We start from the raw sequence: 19,919 nt of genomic DNA on the forward strand, positions 1-19,919 counted from the left end.
CAGTGACGTCAGCATTCTTCGACGAGCGGACCACCCGGTGAGCGCCATGCGATTCGTCGATACGTTCCTTGCAGCAAACCTTCATCGCGAAAGTGTTCGAAAATTTTTGCTGGGGACCACCCCGGACCTGCGGCGAAACAGAAGTCGTGTGCGCGCAGCTGATAGAACAGCGCGGCTTTCTCGCCATCGCCTCTGACGGTTATCGAGTATGTGCCGGACTCGTCGTTTCGATATTTGAAGCCCATAGCAACAAGCGCATCCTGAAGTCCAACATGGGGAGCTTTAACAACTACTTTCGAGGCGGACGCCTCGGCAACATAACCGGTATCGGACATACGATTTCTTGAGGTGGCCCAAACATCTTCGTTTCGGATTGACGTGGATGGCCGTCACGGCCTCCACACGCTGATGTCACCCTTTTCATCGACCGATTGCAACAGAAGTTGCGCGCGCCAGTCGACGAGCAACAGCCCGTACTTCTCGGACAAGGTCATGTAGGCCCGGGTCAACTGTGTATCGTCTCCCCCGCGAGCAACCGTGGCGCCCAGCGTGCTAATTCCCCCTGAGGACGTGAGTCCATAGAGCAGCACGGACCCAGGAAGCTCCAGAGTGAACCCATCCTTGACCTGCCCAAGAGGTCGAGAGCTAGTCGTCAGAATCGGTGACGGGCGAGTAACCGCGCCAACTGACGCCGCGACAGCGGACGGGGCATCGCTTCCTTGCACAACGCTCTCCCGAGGAATTCTGCGGGCGTAGATGTTGTTCCAACCGTGCTGAACCCGGTGCTTTTCTTCAAATGCCTTGTACTCGACCAAGCGGCCTTGGATTTCGGCGAGTCGACTACGCGGGAAGAACTCCAGTTGACACCACTCATCTTCGTGGAACTGTGGAGCGCCCTGGAACGATTCCTCGGTAGGCGTTGCGAACTCGATGTCGTCGGCAGCCACGGTCGGCATGGAAAACATGATGGTCTTGGCGTCCACCATCTGTATTGGGGGCTCAGCATGCGTCGCTGGTTGCATTCCGAGTGCCGTTAACACCGAGGAAAATAGCTTTTTCATAGTGGGCAGGAGCTAGAGTGGTGGCGCCGGCCGCCAGCGGACGTAGCCCGGAAATGGTCCGTTAGCCTGGAAGGCCAGAAAGATTTCGACAACCTGGGTAGCGATGAACCACTCGTCTGAGCGCATCGGGAGGTTTCCTGCTCCGAATACCAGCAATGTTCCATCGGGGCGTGCGGCGTTCGGCTTGTCGTGGAACGCCCTGGAGCGAACCTCTGCTGAGGCGTCGAATAGCTCGACCATGCAACTTACACCGCCCCCGGCGACCTGTACGTAGCTGCCTGACTCATTCGTCAACGAGGCGTAGGAAGCCCGCCCATAGCTTTTGAGCGACTGAATCGCTCTAGCAATCTGTGCTGGTGTCGGATTGCTGACACTGGCCTTACCTTCGACGTCGAGCCTCATGGCTGGCGTCACTGCAAAAATGGTTCTGTCACAGCATGTTCGATTCCAAACGGTCGGAGCACGTCCAAGGCTTTCTCAGAGACAACAATACGCAGGTCTGCGGCAATACCAAAATCATGCCTGCCGGCCTCTCCTTGCACTATCAGCCATCGAAAGCTCGGTATTTCGCGCGCCGGATACATGTCCCGGAACCCAACCGACGTCGGCACCTCCAGTTCCGCAAGCCGAATCCCAGTTACGCCGCTTTGTTCAAGGGCCTCCGAGGCGGACAGCGTTGCAATCACGCAGGGGAAGCTCTCCAATATGGCGTCTCCTAGCCAGCCGCTGAACTCGAAATGCAATTTTTCGACCCTGGGTGGATGCGTGCTAGCGTCGAGAACAGTGTTCTCACCCAACGCCCCCGCTACCTCCGGCTCAAGAAAGAAGTAGTTCATCTGTTATGGGCTCCGGAGTAAATATGGGTCCTCCCACACATCCTCGTACCCGTCAGTGACGAGGAATCGCCACCCTGGTGGCAACCCCAAATATGGCATGGCCTGTGGAGCCCATGTAATCAGATGCGAAACATGCAGAGGAACGAAGAAATCCGGTGCCTCTGAGAATTGCTCACCCGCCCAGATGTACCAGCCCGACGTTTCCCCCTCTGGCTTGAGTCGCAAGCCGTTTAGGGGGCGCAGTCCTGACCTGACGTTGCGCGAGATGCCAACCTTCAGCATGTGGTCGCAACCGAAATACTGTGCATTGAATCGCTGGCAGACTGCCAACTGCAGATTCTTACTAGCTGCGCTCACCGCTATCCCCTCGCCGTCGGTCTGGATGTTCATCCACAGGACTCACAGCCTGCGCAAGTCCCGTCGAGATGTCGCCAAGGATGCGAAGAGCAGCAAATGGGTCACTTGCCACACACTCTGGCTCAACGACCAGCAAGTGAGCGTATCCGTCCGCCGCTCTGCCACGAGTTCCGTCGATGACCAGCTCAACCGCAGCACGCGTCGCGCTTCCGTCAAGAATCGAGAGCAAGGCAGCATAAAAGCGCTCATTGAATGGGGAAACATATTGGAGTTGCTTTGCTTCCCAATTCAATGCGAGCAACATCAGGTTTTCCCGCAGACCGGGTGTCAACTGCACCGGCATTGTTCCGTCTCACAAGTAGAGGCAAAGCAGAACGCGGCCATCTGCCACTCAAACAATGTTATGGATGTCTGCTGATATGGACTGGCCCTGGTAACTCATCAACCCTGGCGAGGTGGCCGTGTTGAGCAGTCGGCGGCGCGAGCCTTACCCCACGCCGGTGCAGGGCTCGCGAAGATGCAATGAGATTACTTAATCAGGAACCGTTCATAGTTCTTGCCCGCAATCCATGCCGGTGCTCGGCCTCGGCCAGTCCAAGTCGAGCCTGACTTCGGGTCCTGATATTTGGGCTGCACGACAGAACCCTTCCGCTTCTTCGTCTTCGCGGCGAGACCAAGGTCTTCTGCCGTCAATCCATACTCGAGCACGATTTGACGCACCTGCGCGATAGCCGTTTCAACTTCTGCCGCACGCGCAGCCTCAAGTTGTTCTTCCAACTTAGCTTTCTGAGCGAGCAGGTCTTTGTATGTCGCCATGGTTTTCCTCTAGGTGGTATGGAATGGGAAGGATACCGCTATAACAAAGGAGCACGAGCGCAGATTTGCTCCGAACGTGGACATGTTGGCAACTCCAGAAGGCGAGCTGGACGATTCTGTCCGGGGTACTACAGGCTCTCGGCTCTGTTGAAACGATGCGGTGGCGACTGTCACGCCAACCGTGCTGACTCTCGGGCGCGTTAAGAGCAGGTCTGAACAACATTCAATTGTCATCCGCTTCGAGCTGGCCCAGAGTGTCGGCCGCCGTTCCGCAAGACGGCAACGGTTTTGGCGCTACGGAGATGGGGGTCGATATTGCGAGCTTGTGCAGTTCTGGGCGATAGGACGACGACGGGAGGCACGATAATCACCGCCGGCGCCGGCTCGTTCATGACTATCGATGGCAAGGCCGCTGCGCTATGGGGCGACATAGCTACGTGCCCTGCATGCAAATCGACCGGGAAAATCACCGGCGAAACCTTTCCCATCCAGACCGTCAACGGTGTTCCGGTAGCTCGACACAACGACCTCGTGTTGTGCAGGTGTCCGAAGAAGCCGCGGCTGATAGCTCCGGGGGTGAATATGGTGGCGGATGAGGTGCATGGTGCGAGCGGCACTGGGAACGTCAGCGAAGCAGCGGGATTGATGGCGTTTGCTGCACAGGCGTTTGACCAGCGCGCACAGTTGCTGGACGCGGAAACGCAGCAGCCCATCCCTGGCAAGCGTTATCGCATGACTTGGTCTGGTGGCACCATCGAGGGCATCACGAGCGCATCCGGGCATACGATGCCCGTCCGCAGCGACCAGGCGGAAACCGCTGAGATTCATATCCTGACGGACGAAGAGAAATGAGCCCCGTCCATTCCGCTCAGCTCCTTCTGACACCAGTCGAGGACCGTAATGCCATTAAGGTTCACGTCCCGTCAAAGCAGCTCTATTTCTCTATCTATTACTACACCGCTGACAACGCTTTCAAGCGAGCCTCGCAGACCAAAGAGCGAGAGATAAAGCGCCGTTCGGATTGGAATCCTGCACAGGATACTTTTGTGGCCACTGAGGTGCGCACCGAGGCGGACTTCCGTGCCGCCTGGGCTCGCATGATGAAATTGGCCAAGGACGAGGGTTACGTTGTTGCAGAAGGACACTTGTTCACCCACGCCAGCAAGCCCAAAGGTGGTCGTGGTGGACTCGAGTTCGCGGCTATCCCGGGTACCGGCGATGGCACCATTACGCGCGAAGAGGTGTCACAGTTGGACAGGCTTCCCTGGCGCAAAGGCGGCTCGCTGGTGCTCTACGGTTGCAATACAGGGAGGGCCGGCGAAGGCCGCAGCTGGACACCAGCACAAGCATTCGCAGACGCTCAGGGTGTGCAGACGACCGGCACGACTGGGTACGCGTACTTCTCGAAGTCCCGCGACAAACACGTCAGAATCTCTGATGACTCGACCGAGGTGTACCTGCATCCCTACAAGTGGGGCAAGAACGGGTACTTTGGCGACGGAGAGGCGATGCCAGACCAAACCTTTACACCTGCGAAATGAGAAACAAGCTCTTGGCCTTGGTTGCCGCCGCGCCGGCGCTGCAGTCCATCATGTACGTGCTGTATCGCGCCGCCTTCGTGAGCGTGAATCACGTTGGGCTGACGCCGCATTTCCTGGACATCTTCTCCGTAGTGTCCGTGCTCTTGGCACTCACGTTCAGGCTCGAACGTAGGTGGCTTTGGACAGTCGTCCTGGTGGCCGCGGCGAACGTATTGCTCGTGGTTTGGGCAGTCGAAACGAACGTCCTTGTTGAATATGAGGAGTGGATTCGACGTGGAATGCCAGAGCGGTAAACGCCGGGGTGGGATGCGCAATGCGTTCCTATTTCCTCGCCCGGCCTCATGACTGGCGGTCGTATCTGGCGTCCAGATAGTCCTTGAAGCTCAGCTCACCGCTGACAAGCTCGTCCTGCATCTGCTGCGCATCTGCCGCGGAGGGAAGCCCCTCGACCGAGATGGCGCAATCAATTCCCAACCGTGCGAGCAGCTTGTTTATCTGCGACATGATGTGGGCTCTAAAGATGCGCTTCGACTTCTCCGCAGCGGCGCCGCGATACAAGTTGTAGAACTCCGTGGTTCGGTCGGTGGACCAGTCGCGACAATCCCAGCCCCACGCCTGCGCGGCCTTATAACGAAAGATGTTGTTGGCTCGCGCATATTCGGTGATGTCGAAGTTGCGCGGATTTCCTCCGCGCCGGACATCGAACGACAAAAAGGGCGGTCCCAAGTTGTCGAATTTTTTCAGATTTGACAGAAGGCGACGGTAGCCCAGTCTGCCGCCCAACTCCCGAGGCACGTCGACGTGCCACAACGCCGACAGCGGAACCCACCGCAATGCAGCGCTCTCCCATAATTTCCGGTCCTCTGGAGCGAGAAATTGGACTGCGAAACCGACGAACCGAAAGAGCCGCTTTGTAGTTACTGGGTGAAAGACAGTTGTCCCGTCATCTTGTGGGATAAGTTCAAACTGTGCGCGCCCCTCCCATGCGATGCGTTTCGCGAGAGTATCGACAGCGCGGCACAGCTTTTCTTCTAACGTGCTACCTGAATGCTCGGAGAGGCCATCCAGCACTTGCAGAACTTTCCGCTGCTCAGTCTCCGTCCCGCTTAGCCAGACCGAAAAGTTCTTTTTCTTTCCGCCGAGCCGGAACGGCATCGGGTGCGAAATATCCTCCACGAACATAAAGACGTTTTGAACAAGGGCCTCTTCAGACCGTTGCAAGCTCGGAAGGAATCCGACAAGGCGGGGAGCTTTCTTCGGTCGAGGTTGGGCGCCTGTCATGGATTTCCTCCTTCGCGCAGAGAAGCGTCAGAATCGTACTGTTGGTCGTTGAGCTCGTCTGCAAGGCCCTTTCGCCGCCAGTGCTGCAGTAGTGCTTCCGCCCCAGGTTTACGTGCTAAGTACAGTGCGACGAAGATGTCGTTCCCGTCATAGCTCAGTGCTCCAGCACGCGATGTAATTTCTTGCACCAAGCGACTCGCATGCACAGCTTCCGTCTCGTTCGCCATGTACCACGCATCACCCTGGACCGGCCTGCGAGGGAGCTGCGCGAGTCTGCCTTCAACTTGCCGCTGCCATCTGATTCTCAAAATGTCACGAGGGCTCCCGCTGAGACCAGCTTCAACGAAGCGCACGAGAGCCACAATCGCTCCGATTTTTCGACTGTCCGTCAGATACCTGTCCCATGTTGACCGCACGATGGTCCATAGAACCTTGTTTTCATGAAGCTCGGACAGCAGCAGTGCATAACCGCTAACGTCCATAAGGTCCCAAACAGGGGCGGACGCGATTCTCAGATTCTGGGTTACTAGCCACTCCGGCCCGTCCTCTGACTGCATCTTTGTGAACTGAGTGAGACACCCTGCGAAATAGCGGGCAAAGATGTCCTGCAGCAACTCGACATCGTTCTCAATCAATGCGTCGAGAACCGCCTCACCGGAGAAGTGCAAAAACTGGCCGGCATAGTCCGGAAAAGTCGGTGGGCGCTCAAGCTCGCCGAGCTGCGTTTGAAGACCGGACATAGTCTTGAGCAGGGTGGTTTTCATTGCGCCCAACGCAGCCCGCGTCGACTCCGGGTCGAACTTTGCCCAGGGGAGCTCCTCCATCTTGCGGTCATCGCTCATCTCCGACCAGGCGCTATCCCAGATAGCGGCCTGGCCACGGAGCTTGTGCCAGTACTCCCACTGCCGGCTAAGCATCGCTGCCTTCATCCAGCGCAACTCAGCCGCCGAGAACGCCTCTTCGAGCCTCGCATATGCCTTGGGAAGCTTTTCAGTCAGGACTGCAATGTTCTCGACGAAATGCTTGGCTTCAGGCTGCATTACAAGTTCGGCCAGATACCAAGTAGGTGAAACTTCTTTCCCCTCCACGGCACGCTCGAACGCCAGTCTTGGTGCTAAGTACTCAATCTGGCTTAATACATGGTCACCGAAGCCAGCTCGGTAGTAGGTGTTCGGATTCGACCAGTTGATACTTTCGATACGGGCAATGACGTCCTCGCGCCGGAACGATTCATATCGTTGTCGCAATGCAAGGCTCATGGTGATGGGTATCGTGGCCAAGCGCTCAGCGACCCCCACCTTCTGAAGCGTTTCGGCTTGCGAAGCGTCTGAATGAAGCTTTACTGCATCGATAGTTCGCGCGCACGCTTGCTGGAAGACCATGAATGCGGATTCAGCCTGCCCGTGCGCCGCTAAGGTCGCGGCGTATCTGTCGATGCACTCAAGCGCAGCGAAGGCATTTTCCCATTGTGAGTTGCGAACGTTGATAGCCAGACAGTCCAGCAAAACGGGCACTAGCCTTTCTTCAAGCCAGTCACGATTTGCTTCGGTCTGTGGGTCAATGGTCGTGCCGGTCTCAGTAGCAATGGACAGCCTCATGTCATCGGTTCGATACCACTCGCGGTGGCGGTAGACCTGCTGATACCACCGACTACCGGTCGGGATATGGGCCTTCTTCTTTCTGTAAAGAACGAGAAACCGCGCGGTGCGCCTCGACAGTTCCAGCAATGGTGTTCCGGTGAGGTGCTGCTCTTTGAGCAAAAGGTCTCGCAAAGTCTCCAACACCGCAACGGTCTTCTCGGCTTGCTTATAGGCGTGATGCTGGAAGGACTCATCCCGCCACCGGAGCTTCGCGACAGTCACTCCAACCATCCGACGCTCCAACTCCTCAAAGATGGGGGTAGAAAACTCCGTTGGGTTGAAGAGATGGAAGACCCGCTGACCGAGCCTCACGAAGGCGAAGACGCCGACGGCGGCAGCGACGGTAATAAGTGGCGGCGCGACGTAAATTCGCTGGAAATTCGAGAGCCTCAAACAGATGAGAACGAGGCATAGGTAGGTCAGAAAAGACAGGAAGCGCATGTAGACGATGCCGAATCTGTCTTGAGCGAGCAAGTCACGTAGGTTGCTCGGCACCTTCGCGTACATGGCGCCTCCGACCGTCGCGATGGCCGCGTAGTAGAGACCGATGAACACGGCCCCAATGCTGCTGATTGCTGCGAGGAAGGTCACATAGTCGGAATCATCGGGCACCTTGAACCCATGCCCTCCGAAGAATGGACTGAGGTACGGATTGCTGTACTGCAGAGCCGCCGCGACGATGAGGGCCAGAAACCATGGCTTGACGGTCACTCGGACCATGCCAACGAAGGAGACGCCGGCTTTTCCAGCGTCTTCGAGTGATTGATTTGCTCGGTAGAGCCGGGATGTCACCAGAAATTCGGCCTTCGCAACGGTCCGGCGCGCGTTCCAGAATGCCCTGTATTGGGCGAATCGAAGAAACAGATAAGACTTCATGGCCTTCTATATTGAGAAGCTTCCCTCGTACTTCCCCACGTCAACATCGTAGTGTCCAAGACCAACAGGTTCACCGTTGCGGATGACAACCGTGACTCCGTGCTCTTCTTCCCATGCAGGTAGGCAATCAAGAAGAGCGAACCGCCCTTCCACGTAGCCGTTCTCAATCTCGTTGATGCGAATCCCCACCCATTCAACCTTCTGTTCTACGTCTCGGACGCCATTTTCGAAATAGCACGGATGCCTAGGGTCATCTGCGGCCAAGGGCACAAAATGGAATGGGCTACGTCGTTTGAACAATCGGGCGAAGAATCCAGAAGAAAGGGCCGCCGTCGATGCGGCTGGGTCCCCAAATTCGACCTCGCTGCGCGCGCGCAAAGCGTCTTGGTACAGCATGGCCTGAATGCGTTCGCGAGCGCTCGGAGGCAAGGTGGTCAAGTCATCCAGTGTGGCAACCGTCTTGTCCGAAATAGTGGCACGACCGTCTGCCAGCCAGATTTCAACCGGAAACGTGCGCCCGTAGCATGGAACGGCAACCTCCATGCGTCCACGTAGTTCCCCGTGCTCAGTGGCCAACGTCAGTGGGGCTTCGATTCTGTCTCGTCTCAAGGTGTTCATCCGGCTTGCTCCGAAGCAGCCATCCGGTGCGCCCTCAAGGCGACGTCAAACAACACGGCTGGCTCGCGGCTTCCAGATGTTCGTACGTGGCACGTATTTCTCATATCCCGTTCCGTCATCAACGCCGACGACTCGATGGCCGAAACACTCAACCAGCGCGACAAGACTGCCGGTACCGCCATATGGGTAACCATGCGGGTCGAACTCCAACGCATGCCGCGTTTCTCGCGTCCGGATTGCGATGAGGTCGTAGTCCCCATTCCAGAATGCATCGAGCATGGAACCGAAGTCCCACTGCGGCGTCGGCATCTCCGGGGAATGTCGCTTCGGAAGCGGAGTGGAGAACCAATACTCGTTCCACTCGGCCATTTCTTCCGCGGTCAGGTTCGAAAAATAGGAACGTTCACCGTCGGTCAGATACGCCGACAGTTTTGACTCATCGGCAGGCTCATCGCTATCTTTCGCTGCTTTCACGAGGTCAAAGAATTCCGTCAGTCGCTGTAAAGCCTTTTCGCCGTTCGATTCGAATACAACGCAGCAGAAAGACTGAGGACCAGGAGCAGCCGTAGCCTCCACGACCTTCTCTGATGGCGGGGCGGGGGGTGTTGGCGAGGCCGCCACGCGTTTTTTGAAGGGCCACATATATGGTTCGAGTCAGTTGATTGAGCCACCAGCGTCAATGAGGCGTGTTCTGGCGATGGAGAATCATCTCGAAAATCGCCCGTGCGCGCTCCTCCGCCATCCCGTTGTGGAAATCCTGCGAGAGCGGGTGGTCCGAGACTTCGAGCCTGACCAGCGGCCTGTCGTTTCCTGGTTGCGGAAAGGTCTGCGACTTCAGGCCAACTGGAGATGGATAGCCCGGAAGTATGTTTCCGAGCCAGCTGAAGTATGGCCCGCCCACATCGCCAGACTCCAAGCCTGCGGTGTAGTCGGCAAAGCTCTGCTCGCTCAATGACACCCAGATGCCCCAAAGGAACGGCTCCGCCGCTCCCACGATAGGGACCTCCATGCAAGCCCGTACGTAGAAATACTGGTTGTCGATAACGCACAGGTCTTCGGACCACCACGCACGCGCATCTCGCTCAGCTTTAGGAATACCGAGAAGATACTCGGGTAATTCGAACCCGATGCTGGGTTCACTTTCATGCCACTCGTCGCACTGGGCACACTGGAATCGAAACTTGCTCATATGGTTAAGGCTTGAAGGGCAGCGTGATTGGAGTGGGGCAGAATCGTGCGCCACCCTGGCTTCCATCATGCCTTGCTCGACCCTCGACGCGTAGAGTGTGCTCAGGCCGCAACCGGAACAGTAAATCGCAGGTGGAGTCGCCGTTTGAGCTGTAGAGGAACTCTCCCTGTTTGACTTTGCTGGCTTCACCGGCTTCAGAATAAATCCGGTAGTTGGGGCCAAAGAAAAGGAACCAGAAACGCAAGCCCTTGCCAGAGGTCTCCTCAACTAATACTTGGTCGACAACAAGCGCGCGGTTGAATGGTGCCCGCGCCGCGAAGATGTTACTGACAGTGGCATACGCTTGCGGGGCGGCGCCCCAAGCTGGCTGGTCAGCCTCTTCAGCGTGTGCCGCGACAGAGAGCACTGCTGTAAGTAAGATTCCGAATTTTCGCGGCATATCCCCTCCCAGAGCCGGCGGTCAATGGTCGATTGCTTCCTGGAGTCCCTACGGCTGCATGGGGATGTCTCGGGTTACGCCAGCCATGCTTGTGCCTCCTGGTTGCGCTCGCACTACCTTATGGCTGCCGTAAAGGCTGGAGTTTTCCACTGGCTTCGAGGTCCGCGAATACCGTACCGGCGAATCCGACGGGTGTCAGCGTGCGGAACGTCTCTGCTGTCCGAGGAAAACGATATGACCGCTGGTACTCACCAACGGTCACGACCTGGGTCCCATCAGCGGTTCTCCCAGTGGCGCTGAATCGCATCAATGAAACCTGATAGGTGAAGTACTTTCCCTGTGCGTCCTCGCTGACCGTGTGTTCGACCTGAATGACTCGGTTACAGCGGTTGCGCGCTGCTGCCATAGCGATGACGTGTGTCGCGTTATCGCCGCGAGCAACCGTGAGAGGAACAGCCTTGAAGCCGTCCGCAGACAGCTTCTCATAAAGGCTAGATGAAATTTGGCGGTTGACGTCATGCCAGAAGCCTTCGACTTTTGGGTCAGCAAAATCGCTGCCGAGGCTTCCGCCGGCCACCACCGCACAACCATTTTGAGCCGAGAGGTAGGCGGGTACGTTCCCCGTGGTCGATTTGTCAGTTGCACATCCGGCAACTGCAAGGCACACGCTGGCTAATACGAAGCAGTTTCTCATTCCAAACCTTTCCAATTGATGAAAGCTGGGCTCCATGTGGTTCAGGGTCTCCACACGCTGATGTCCCCCTGCTCGGTCACAGAGAGCAAGAGTTGCTGCGCACGCCAATCGACGAATAGCAGTCCATATTTCCCGGACAACGTTATATAGGCCTGAGTCAACCGTGCATCGTCTCCGCCGCGAGCGACCGTTGCGCCCAACGCGCTAACCCCATCAGAGTTCTTCACCCCATAGAGCAAGACGGACCCAGCGAGCTCAAGAGTGAACCCGTCCTTAACTTGCCCGAGCGGGCGCGATATAGTCGTTAGAATTGGTGACGGGCGGGGCACCGCGCCAACTGATGTAGCTATGTCGCCCGCAGCATCAACTCCGCGTACAACTGCCTCGCGGTGAATGTGTCGCGCATAAATGTTGCTCCAGCCATGCTGACCGCGGTGCTTCATCTCGAATTCCTTGTACTCGACCAGTCGACGTTGAATTTCGGCGAGTCGACTGCGCGGGAAGAACTCTAGTTGACACCATTCGTCCTCGTGAAACTGTGGCGCGCCTTCAAACGATTCCTTGGTGGGAACGACGAACTTGATGTCGTCGGCAGCCACGGTGGGCATCGAGAACATGATGGTTTTCGGGTCCACCATCTGTGCTGAGGGTTCTGCGTGCGCTGGCGGCTGTATCCCGAATGCCGCTACCAGCGTGGAGAGTAGCTTTTTCATGGTGATTAGTTCGGCTGAGGACGGGACTGGCCATTTCGCCGGCCAACCGTTCAAGTTTGGAAACGCGCCGCCAGGTCTTGAAAGCTGTCGGCGACGCGCGTCGCATATCGAGGCTCCATACCAATCATCGGTAGCATGACTACCGCCCCGGAAACATCAAACGCAAGCAGCTCTCCGCCACCGTCCCCACCGAAGGCAATAAACCCCGGAGCATAGACTTCGATTTCAACATCGGCGTTGTAGTCGGCCAACTTGTCGAGCGGCCAAAGCGCAACGTATCCAGGCTCCGCGTCTCCGCGGGTGAACCCTTCAAACACGCCGTGGGAACGCAGGTACTCAACATACTGTTGGGGGATAGGTGGCAGCATGCTTTCTTACTCCGTCAGGCGCTGCCATCCGCGCTACGCTGCAACCATAAGGTGATGCCAAAAATCCCAGCGCAGAAAATCGCCAAGGTCCCGAAGAGCTTGTAGTTCACCCAGACATCCAGCGACGCTGTGAAAGCGACGATAAGGTTCAGAGCTGCAAGCCCTGCGAATAGCACCGAAAGTGCGACAACACAGCGATGCCATTGCTGGACAGACAGACCCAATCGCCTACCCCACATAGCTCGGAGGAGGTTGACTCGCGGGCCGAGCCAGCCAATAAGAAGCGCAAGTGCAAATGCCCCGTAAATGAGTGTTGGCTTCAGCAGAATGTACTTTGCGTCTCGATGAAAGACGTCAGCGCCTGTGACGCCAATCAGAATCAGGATAGCCAGCGATACGATGAGCTGAAGAGCAAACGTTCGCCAAAGTAGACCAAAGAAAAGGGACAAGGTACGCATTGTCATTTCGTGCGGCTTCCGGCGTCATCGTCTGCCCACTGAACTACGCCGGTGTGGCGGTCAAACTCGGCACGCTTCGACTCAGCTAGCCGTTCTCTGACTACGCGCAACGTGAACGCGCCGTGCATGAGGCCAGCATCGTTAACAAACCAATCGACAATGTCGTCTCGTGTGAACTGTCTCACTTGTCCCACTCGATACCATTGGGCCAGCTCTTTGGGGACTTCAAAAAATTGCCCGCGAAAGACGTTGCGCAGCGAGTCTTGTTGAATCGGCGCAAGCCACAAGTTGACGAAGCGTTGTTCGCCTAGGCGCTCGGAAGACGCCGGGTCGTTAAGCCTCAGTTTTGCCGCACATATATGACTGCCTGGTCTTTGAAGATGAGTCACGAATTGGTCTAACGACGCCGATGCACGCGCATGCGCGTGCATCATCTCCTCGTCTTGGTCGTGAACCCTAACGAAAAGCGGCTCTTCGGGCGACGCCGTAGGAGCTTCCGCTTTTTTCTTTCTCCAGAACAAGAACATTGAGGCTGCCTCTCACATCGGAAAGAAGGCTATCAGCGAAGACCGTTCCCTCGATATGCGCGAACAGCTATGCAGATTCTGATGTACCCAATCAGGAAACCGAGCGGGCCGCATACGAGTGAGCCGAAAACCCATAGGCTCCCGTTCTTCTTGAGACGGAAGGCGATATGGTCCAGCAGGAAGAGGTAGTAGCAGAGAGCCGCGCCTCCGAAGAGAAGCACGAGTCCAAACGGACCAATCTGCTCAGAGCCGTTTGAGGACAACATCACCTTCCCAGCCACCAGCGCCAGACAGAGAACTCCCGTCCAGAAGCTGATGTTCAGCCGCTTAAAGTTGCCGGCTAGGTCAGTGTCGAAGAGGAAGTACATCGGATTGGGCTGTATGTGTAATGAACGCCACACTGCCACAAGCGGATGTGCCTCGGCAACCAACGGTAAGAGGGGTGTTGCCGGTGAGATGAAGGGCGGTCAACGCACTGAGCTACTCGGACCAGACAGCGTCGACTTCACGCAGCAGGTGGCCACCCAAAATGTAGTCGCCCAGCTCTGTGGCCTTGACCTCGAGCTGTTCCAGTTGGCCCGTGGGCAATAAGTCCAAATCGAACTGGCAGTAAAGATTCCGTTGCCGGAACGACGGCTTCGCCCGCGCAAGTCCCGCAACCAGGGCTGCTGGCGATTTGACCGCGATACTCTCGTGCCCTCGGAACTCGACACGAACGCCTACAGCCCGCCCGAGCCGGCCAAGCTCAACGGCGTCTTGCCAACCTGACTCGTAGTCCAGTTCAACAACTGCGACACCGCCAGACCCCACCAGCCGCAGAGCCTCCTCCTTGGTACCGGCACGCGCCGTGGCTGTCGCCGTATGGCCGTTCCGCGAAATTCGCGAGGGCATGCGTACCCCTTGTTCTGTTTGCATCATTTTTGTTCGAGCGCACTCAGATGGGCGCTGTCTCCTTGGTCGAGCCGACCGCTAATGGCCATCACCTGGACGAGAGGTCAGCTGCGCTCGCCACGCGTTGTTGGCGGCTCATCCGCCACATCGAGCGGGCGCTCATTGACAGGATGTCTTTGGTCGCAAATACTGGATAAATATACAGTAGTTTAGCCATGGCAGCACATGACGTTCCCACCTCCGCAAACCAGCGTAAGAAGCTCTCTTCAGCAGCGCTTCGCGCCGTATGGCAGCGCAATCCCTCACCCGACGTGCGCGACCTGCTCTGGGAAGTCTATCGCCTGCAAGACGTTGCCAGGCAGGCGTACGGTGTCCTCACGTTGGCTCGCATATGGGGCATCGATAAGCCGTTCCTGACGAGATTGAATGCGTTGGATTCCGCGCTGTTTGCGGAGCCCGCCCTTTGGGAGCGACCACTGAGTTGGTCGACTGAAGAAGAACAGGCGTTGAAGCGCCTGTCGCGTGGTCGGCGGTAGGTCGGCTGCTTACCGACGCTCACCAAAGAGCGCCCGCGCGAGATGCAATATCTATACAGTAGGACACCAAGAACGGCACGCGGGATTGCGTCGGGGCCAAAGTCGTATAGCATTCACTCCACCAATACCGCGCGGTCAGCGACCCAATACACCGCGCATAAATCCGCATGTTTTCTTACGCTTCCATCAAAACTGCTGAGCAGCATCCCCTGGCTTCCTTCCGAAACCCGGTGGATGGACCAGAGTTGCGTGTCGTCCAGTCATTTTGCGAAGAGCTAAGCGCCAGTCCCCTGGGTGATATGGCGACAACAGTCTTCGTTGAACCCAAGATTCACGGTTGTTTCCCTGACTTGGTTATCGTGCAGTGGGACCCGGAAGTAAGTGAAACGTGGTGCGCGGCCCGAGCGGAACTTGAAGCTGGCGACACCTATTGGTTGCACTATATAAACGAGCTCGGCGCGGTTGACCGGCAGACCATTTGCCAACGACAGGGCAATAAGCGCGGTGCGAATACCTGGGAACGCCTGGCTTCGGCCAACGTTGCCGTGCCGGTGCACGATGAGTTGCGCCGCAAACCGTTGGCTGAGGTCTATGCCGTTAAGCGGTTGATTGCGGTAGAGGCGAAGGTTGGCAATTGGCGACGCGGGCTTGAGCAGGCATTCCAGAACACGTGGTTTGCATCTGAGTCCTACCTGCTGCTCGACCAGCTCGGCAAGAAGAATGGCTTGTTCGAGCGCGCCAATGAACTAGGCATAGGACTGCTTCAGCCGGATAGCTCGTTCGAAAGCTGTCCGCTGCCCGCTAGGTGCGGCGCGCTACCGCTATCACATGCATCCTGGCTCTTTAACGAATCTGTTTGGCGTAGCTACCCGAGCTCCATCGCAAAACACTGATGAATCAATCGCCCCCGGCTGTGCCGCCAGAGTTCTCTCACTATCGAGACGTACGGTACCTCGCGACGGGTGGCCAAAAACAGGTTTTCAGCGCCACTTGCGACACGCACGGCAGCATCGTGCTGAAGCTCTTTCAAGCAGGCACGGATAAAGCCCGCTTTGAGCGGGAAGTTAGCGCCGTACAGCAGCTTGGTAGCCCTAACATCCCCGCAATCCTTGAGTGGGGAATGCTTGGCAAGGACGGTCAGCAAGGGCCGTATGTCATTGAGCCCTTTGTTCCGGGCGGCTCAATTCAGCAGCACATTGAGGCAGGCAGCCTCCAAGACCACAACATCATCCAGCTCGCCCACGATGTTCTCTCCGTGCTCACGCTCACCGAGCAAAAGGGCATTGTTCATCGAGACATCAAGCCGGCCAACCTGCTACTGCATGCGGACACCAACGCCATCTGGGTACTGGATTTTGGCATCGTGCGGCATCTCGACCGAACGGCACTTACCGTAGGCCCAATGGGCCCTTGTACGCCAGGCTTTGCCCCACCCGAGCAGTTCAATGCTCTGGTCAGCGATATTGATGTGCGTAGCGACCTGTTTGCGCTGGGCGTCACGTTGTACACATGTGTCGAGCGAAGAAACCCATACCTGGACGGCGCGACCAGTCACACAGAAGTGTTCCAGCGTATGCAGTCAACTCAGCTTCCGAGGCTGTCTCGAGAGCCAGACGGATTGACTGGCTTTACTGACTTGGTTGCGGCTTTGACGCAGCTGCGTCGCACCAACCGCCCGCGCACCGCTGCTGCCGCCCTGGAATGGCTCAATGATTTGCTAGCTCAACGAGCCCAATGAGGCTCTACGCTCATCTGCACCGGCCAATGCGACGTGGCGGCCTGGACAGAATACAAAACTGGGGAGGATTTCGAATGGAGCTGAGTCTTCAGTTCGGCTTCGGGATGATGGAGCATTGCCGCTTCCTTGTTCGGTCGTGGGGAGGCGGGACTGTTGTCCTGAGTCCTCGTGATATGACCGAGTCCCAGATGGCACAGCTATCGCAGGACGTAGCGAAGAATGGCGGCCGTGTGCTCATTGACCCGCAGCTCTATCTGCCCAAGGCAAATCATCAACGGCTCACCGGTCATGAGCATTGGCCAAACGGTGCCGGGCTGCACGGCACAACCGAACTATCGCGGGTCCTCACAGCCTTGCTGGCTCGAAATCGAGAATGCGCGGCCGCACAAATCATACTGCCCGGTGTACTGGCCAGTCGCATCGATTCAAACTGGCTTAACGGCTCCGCGTTGGTCCTGGATGCGGCCTCCCGAATGGGTATCTCAGCCGACCAGTCCATTCTCACTGTCGCCTTGATGGCGGACGCCGTGAGGGATGACCGTCAGATTGAATCGCTCGTTGAGGCGCTGGACAGCTGGGCGGTGTCAGCCATTTATCTCATCGTGGAGCCGCCATCCGGTGCGTACCTGGTCGGCGACCTCACATGGACGACTAATGTGCTCGACATCATCGCAAGCGCCAGGCTCGCAGGCAAAGCGGTAATTTTGGGGTATTCGAACCAGCAGATGTTGATGGCGGCGTGCGCGGGCGCCAACGCGATATGCTCGGGAACGTGGATGAACGTCCGGTCCTTCACCCAAGCTCGCTTCTTGTCTCAAGACGACGACGAAATAAAGCAGCGCTCCACGTGGTACTACGCACCGCACTTGTTTACCGAGTTCAAGATTCCGACGCTCGACATCGCCAAGAAGATTGGAGTGCTCGACCAACTGAAGACTCCGCCCGAGTTCGGGTCCGACTTCGCGGCGCCGCTTTTTTCGGCGCCTCAGCCAAGCCTTGCTGGCTTCGCTGAGCAACAAGCGTTTCGACACTTTCTGCAGTGCATGAAAACACAGGCCGCGAATCTTGCCGATTCAAGCTTCGATGCAACCATAGCCGCCTATCGACAGGCACTTGATGTGGCAGAAACCACGCTCAAGGGCCTTCGCCAGAAGTCCATCAGTGGCCAGCAACGTGATTTCTACGGCGCCGAGTGCTTTGACTCCAATCGTGCGGCACTTCAGGTCCTAGAACAGAACCATGGTCCTCGGCTGCGGCGCCAATGGAAAGCGCTCCTGGGCTAGCGATGGCCTCCGCGGCAGGCCGTACTCGGCTCTGCCGCCTATTCACCGCGCATAGAAGAGTCCTGGGCGCAGGCAGTTTCCCGGTGGGGGCATACGTCGCATCAGCCTGGAATGTACGCTTTGCGCAATGCCTCACCAATTTGCTGCAATGGAATTGAAGCCTCTCCAAGAAGGCGGAGCTGTTCGCGCGCCACTTTCAGTGAGAGGTCATCCAGTTCAAGAGACAGCGACGTCAGCGCCTCCAGCTTCTCGTCAGTGTTGAACACGGTTCGCGTACCGTCAGGCACGACGAGCTTCTTGGCCTCTGATGGATTGCGAACCAAATAGTCCAAAAAGCGCGTCGCCTCTGCAAGAATGGCCAGCTCGTTCGCTATTCCAACCGTAAGCGCACGCATGTCTGCATGCCACAGCATCGAAGCGATGTCGAAGCTAGATAGGTCAATCCTTGTGCCTTCTTCGTTTGCATCGGCTTTGACGTTTTTGCACAGACGAATGGCTTTCTTCAGACCACCGAGACATTCACGGTCGCGTTCGGTAATACGTTGAATGTGCCGGAACGGCAGGTTCCTCACGCGCTTCGAAGCGTGCTTATCCAAGATGTCTACGCCGCGGTCAACTTCATGCCCCGTCCGTTGGTAATCGGCCGTGTCGAACCAGTTTGAGGGAACGACGTCCACGTCTCGACGAAGAGAGCCGCCGGACAACTGAATGGCCTTGGCTCCGTTGGTGTCGACCGTAGCGGCAGGATATGCGTCTGTCAGTATCTGCTCAGAATATCTCCGCAGATTGGTCAGCGCCTCCAAGGTGTCGTACGACACGGGGTTCCGATAGTCCCCACGTTGCGCTTTTGCACCTTCTCGGTCGTAATGAATGTACCTGCCTTCAAGCACCAGCAAATCGACGTCACTAGCACAGCGAATGTGAATATCGCACGGCACCGACCCCTGGAGACGAAACTCTACGTTTATGCCGACTTTTTTGAGCCCGGTCTCAAGCTGCTTCCCGACCCTGGTTGCTTCTTCAATGCCAACGCGCGTGTAGTCTTCGCCTACCGCCTGCATTGAGCCAAGGGCGTACTTGGTGAACTCCTTGTTGGCGCCACGGACTTGATACGACTCCTGGACCAAGCTCTTGGCCAGGACCTGGCCGGCGGCATCAAACGTCATCCCACCACGGTCCGTCCCTCGCCGGCGCGCCTCAAGGGATTTCAGCCGCTTTTGAATATCACGTGCCATCGTCAGCTCTTCCGCGTTATTTTCATGTTGCCGAACGTGAACCGGCCATGGCCATTGAAATATTCGCCATCAGCGGATTGCAGGTCATGAGAGAAAGTGAACTCAGCCGAGCCACGATGAGCCGTCAACTCCGGTTCATCGATTTTCGGCTCGTTTTTGTAGTTGTACAAAAGCCTGAATCCGTCGGCCTGGTCATAAACCAGCGCAGCGGCAATGCTGTTGGATGCCGATTGCGTTGTTTTGAGCCTCACGCGGAGCTTGTCCCAACTTTGGACAATCGTGACCTCACCCTCCCACTTGTAGCCGGGAGTTTTGTCGGGGTTGATGGTCTGCCCGTCGCAGTGCCACTTCCCCGCTAGGTTTGGTACCTTCAAGACGTTAGCGATGACACCCAGCTTCCAAACGTGCTTGTCGAACAACCAATAGAGCCCTGCATAGATGAGACTTGCCGTGACAGGCCACAAGACCAGACCCGGTATGTGGCCCGCAAAACCAAGGCGCTTAGCCAGGTCGACTGCCCACAGAACGAACACGCCAATACCCGAAGCCGCGACTGCGGACACCATACTCAAATAGCGTCCGATGACTGCCCTGTTCAGGCCGCCAAGTACGGAATATTCATGTTCCAAAACGAAATGCCCCCAGAGGTTCTTGTTCTTTATGTCCGGCTATCGCCGGACAAAATAGTGGTCTCAAATAGCAGAGCGATGATGATATAGCGCCTCGATTATGTGGGGCACTATGTTTGGCTACCTCCCCACGTCAGGGGTAATCAGAATTAGAGAGGCGCAAATGAATGAAGTCTGCCCCGTCGAAGCCGAC

The 19,919-nt window shown here is 57.0% G+C and carries 28 protein-coding genes; 8 read left to right on the forward strand and 20 right to left on the reverse strand.

Annotation, left to right across the window (positions count from 1 at the left end; all coding sequences use genetic code 11):
* Positions 1 to 8 precede the first annotated feature (8 nt).
* The 4 genes from ACEN9T_RS24145 to ACEN9T_RS24160 all read right to left on the reverse strand — a co-directional run bounded on the left by ACEN9T_RS24145 (position 9) and on the right by ACEN9T_RS24160 (position 1,897).
* On the reverse strand, positions 9 to 335 hold the full coding sequence (locus ACEN9T_RS24145; protein WP_413707272.1) for a hypothetical protein: 327 nt from the start codon (positions 333 to 335) through the stop codon (positions 9 to 11).
* A 54-nt stretch (positions 336 to 389) separates the two neighbouring features.
* Positions 390 to 986 (reverse strand): hypothetical protein, encoded by a 597-nt coding sequence (locus ACEN9T_RS24150; RefSeq protein WP_413707273.1) that lies wholly within the window; start codon positions 984 to 986, stop codon positions 390 to 392.
* An 87-nt stretch (positions 987 to 1,073) separates the two neighbouring features.
* Positions 1,074 to 1,463 (reverse strand): hypothetical protein, encoded by a 390-nt coding sequence (locus ACEN9T_RS24155; RefSeq protein ID WP_413707274.1) that lies wholly within the window; start codon positions 1,461 to 1,463, stop codon positions 1,074 to 1,076.
* A gap of 8 nt (positions 1,464 to 1,471) precedes the next feature.
* The gene (locus tag ACEN9T_RS24160) at positions 1,472 to 1,897 is read right to left on the reverse strand and encodes a hypothetical protein (RefSeq protein ID WP_413707275.1); all 426 of its coding nucleotides are present in this window, start codon (positions 1,895 to 1,897) and stop codon (positions 1,472 to 1,474) included.
* Positions 1,898 to 2,081: 184 nt separating this feature from the next.
* Between ACEN9T_RS24160 and ACEN9T_RS24165 the strand changes: the two genes are divergently transcribed.
* Entirely contained in the window at positions 2,082 to 2,672 is a 591-nt protein-coding gene (locus tag ACEN9T_RS24165) for a hypothetical protein (RefSeq protein ID WP_413707276.1), read from the forward strand.
* Between the two features lie 110 nt (positions 2,673 to 2,782).
* Here ACEN9T_RS24165 and ACEN9T_RS24170 read toward each other — a convergent pair whose 3' ends face one another.
* Entirely contained in the window at positions 2,783 to 3,070 is a 288-nt protein-coding gene (locus ACEN9T_RS24170) for an H-NS family nucleoid-associated regulatory protein (protein WP_103518842.1), read from the reverse strand.
* Positions 3,071 to 3,460: 390 nt separating this feature from the next.
* On the opposite strand from ACEN9T_RS24170, the gene ACEN9T_RS24175 reads away from it, so the two are divergent.
* The 3 genes from ACEN9T_RS24175 to ACEN9T_RS24185 are packed head-to-tail and all read left to right on the forward strand — an operon-like array spanning position 3,461 to position 4,904.
* Positions 3,461 to 3,922 carry a PAAR domain-containing protein gene (locus ACEN9T_RS24175; RefSeq protein WP_413707277.1) on the forward strand — a complete coding sequence of 154 codons (462 nt, stop codon included), beginning with the start codon at positions 3,461 to 3,463 and terminating at the stop codon, positions 3,920 to 3,922.
* Positions 3,919 to 4,611, forward strand: a complete 693-nt coding sequence (locus ACEN9T_RS24180; protein WP_413707278.1) for a hypothetical protein — start codon at positions 3,919 to 3,921, stop codon at positions 4,609 to 4,611. The genes ACEN9T_RS24175 and ACEN9T_RS24180 overlap by 4 nt, the downstream gene beginning before the upstream one ends.
* 11 nt (positions 4,612 to 4,622) lie before the next feature.
* Entirely contained in the window at positions 4,623 to 4,904 is a 282-nt protein-coding gene (locus ACEN9T_RS24185; RefSeq protein WP_413707279.1) for a hypothetical protein, read from the forward strand.
* Between the two features lie 46 nt (positions 4,905 to 4,950).
* On the opposite strand, the gene ACEN9T_RS24190 is transcribed toward ACEN9T_RS24185, so the two are convergent.
* The 13 genes from ACEN9T_RS24190 to ACEN9T_RS24250 form a co-directional block, all read right to left on the reverse strand.
* Entirely contained in the window at positions 4,951 to 5,892 is a 942-nt protein-coding gene (locus tag ACEN9T_RS24190) for a hypothetical protein (protein WP_413707280.1), read from the reverse strand.
* On the reverse strand, positions 5,889 to 8,408 hold the full coding sequence (locus ACEN9T_RS24195) for a hypothetical protein (RefSeq protein ID WP_413707281.1): 2,520 nt from the start codon (positions 8,406 to 8,408) through the stop codon (positions 5,889 to 5,891). Before ACEN9T_RS24195 ends, ACEN9T_RS24190 begins: the two co-directional genes overlap by 4 nt.
* Before the next feature lie 6 nt (positions 8,409 to 8,414).
* Positions 8,415 to 9,026 carry a DUF6985 domain-containing protein gene (locus tag ACEN9T_RS24200; protein ID WP_413707282.1) on the reverse strand — a complete coding sequence of 204 codons (612 nt, stop codon included), beginning with the start codon at positions 9,024 to 9,026 and terminating at the stop codon, positions 8,415 to 8,417.
* A gap of 45 nt (positions 9,027 to 9,071) precedes the next feature.
* Positions 9,072 to 9,668, reverse strand: coding sequence for a hypothetical protein (locus ACEN9T_RS24205; protein WP_413707283.1), 597 nt, complete (start codon positions 9,666 to 9,668; stop codon positions 9,072 to 9,074).
* A gap of 34 nt (positions 9,669 to 9,702) precedes the next feature.
* A complete protein-coding gene (locus tag ACEN9T_RS24210; RefSeq protein WP_413707284.1) occupies positions 9,703 to 10,215 on the reverse strand; it encodes a DUF2199 domain-containing protein in 513 nt (170 codons plus the stop codon).
* A 4-nt stretch (positions 10,216 to 10,219) separates the two neighbouring features.
* On the reverse strand, positions 10,220 to 10,654 hold the full coding sequence (locus tag ACEN9T_RS24215; RefSeq protein WP_413707285.1) for a hypothetical protein: 435 nt from the start codon (positions 10,652 to 10,654) through the stop codon (positions 10,220 to 10,222).
* A gap of 118 nt (positions 10,655 to 10,772) precedes the next feature.
* A complete protein-coding gene (locus tag ACEN9T_RS24220) occupies positions 10,773 to 11,384 on the reverse strand; it encodes a hypothetical protein (protein WP_413707286.1) in 612 nt (203 codons plus the stop codon).
* 5 nt (positions 11,385 to 11,389) lie between these two features.
* Positions 11,390 to 12,061, reverse strand: a complete 672-nt coding sequence (locus ACEN9T_RS24225) for a hypothetical protein (protein ID WP_413707287.1) — start codon at positions 12,059 to 12,061, stop codon at positions 11,390 to 11,392.
* 50 nt (positions 12,062 to 12,111) lie between these two features.
* Complete coding sequence (locus ACEN9T_RS24230; RefSeq protein WP_413707288.1) at positions 12,112 to 12,429, reverse strand: SMI1/KNR4 family protein; 318 nt, start codon at positions 12,427 to 12,429, stop codon at positions 12,112 to 12,114.
* Between the two features lie 14 nt (positions 12,430 to 12,443).
* Positions 12,444 to 12,887 (reverse strand): inner membrane-spanning protein YciB, encoded by a 444-nt coding sequence (locus tag ACEN9T_RS24235; RefSeq protein ID WP_413707289.1) that lies wholly within the window; start codon positions 12,885 to 12,887, stop codon positions 12,444 to 12,446.
* Positions 12,888 to 12,889: 2 nt separating this feature from the next.
* Positions 12,890 to 13,414, reverse strand: coding sequence for a DUF2314 domain-containing protein (locus ACEN9T_RS24240; RefSeq protein ID WP_413707290.1), 525 nt, complete (start codon positions 13,412 to 13,414; stop codon positions 12,890 to 12,892).
* A 32-nt stretch (positions 13,415 to 13,446) separates the two neighbouring features.
* Positions 13,447 to 13,782 (reverse strand): hypothetical protein, encoded by a 336-nt coding sequence (locus ACEN9T_RS24245; RefSeq protein ID WP_413707291.1) that lies wholly within the window; start codon positions 13,780 to 13,782, stop codon positions 13,447 to 13,449.
* Positions 13,783 to 13,894: 112 nt separating this feature from the next.
* Positions 13,895 to 14,305 (reverse strand): PHA-granule associated protein 4, encoded by a 411-nt coding sequence (locus tag ACEN9T_RS24250; RefSeq protein WP_413708506.1) that lies wholly within the window; start codon positions 14,303 to 14,305, stop codon positions 13,895 to 13,897.
* 215 nt (positions 14,306 to 14,520) lie between these two features.
* On the opposite strand from ACEN9T_RS24250, the gene ACEN9T_RS24255 reads away from it, so the two are divergent.
* From ACEN9T_RS24255 to ACEN9T_RS24270, 4 genes are all read left to right on the forward strand, one after another.
* Positions 14,521 to 14,841, forward strand: a complete 321-nt coding sequence (locus ACEN9T_RS24255) for a hypothetical protein (RefSeq protein ID WP_413707292.1) — start codon at positions 14,521 to 14,523, stop codon at positions 14,839 to 14,841.
* Positions 14,842 to 15,008: 167 nt separating this feature from the next.
* Positions 15,009 to 15,734 (forward strand): hypothetical protein, encoded by a 726-nt coding sequence (locus tag ACEN9T_RS24260; RefSeq protein WP_413707293.1) that lies wholly within the window; start codon positions 15,009 to 15,011, stop codon positions 15,732 to 15,734.
* The gene (locus ACEN9T_RS24265) at positions 15,734 to 16,579 is read left to right on the forward strand and encodes a serine/threonine-protein kinase (protein ID WP_413707294.1); all 846 of its coding nucleotides are present in this window, start codon (positions 15,734 to 15,736) and stop codon (positions 16,577 to 16,579) included. Before ACEN9T_RS24260 ends, ACEN9T_RS24265 begins: the two co-directional genes overlap by 1 nt.
* A 74-nt stretch (positions 16,580 to 16,653) precedes the next feature.
* Positions 16,654 to 17,862 (forward strand): hypothetical protein, encoded by a 1,209-nt coding sequence (locus ACEN9T_RS24270; RefSeq protein WP_413707295.1) that lies wholly within the window; start codon positions 16,654 to 16,656, stop codon positions 17,860 to 17,862.
* Between the two features lie 101 nt (positions 17,863 to 17,963).
* On the opposite strand, the gene ACEN9T_RS24275 is transcribed toward ACEN9T_RS24270, so the two are convergent.
* Positions 17,964 to 19,097, reverse strand: a complete 1,134-nt coding sequence (locus tag ACEN9T_RS24275; protein ID WP_413707296.1) for a hypothetical protein — start codon at positions 19,095 to 19,097, stop codon at positions 17,964 to 17,966.
* 2 nt (positions 19,098 to 19,099) lie between these two features.
* The gene (locus ACEN9T_RS24280; RefSeq protein WP_413707297.1) at positions 19,100 to 19,726 is read right to left on the reverse strand and encodes a hypothetical protein; all 627 of its coding nucleotides are present in this window, start codon (positions 19,724 to 19,726) and stop codon (positions 19,100 to 19,102) included.
* Between the last annotated feature and the right edge of the window lie 193 nt (positions 19,727 to 19,919).

It is taken from the genome of Ralstonia sp. Ralssp110, from assembly GCF_047325135.1.
Lineage (GTDB): Bacteria > Pseudomonadota > Gammaproteobacteria > Burkholderiales > Burkholderiaceae > Ralstonia > Ralstonia mojiangensis.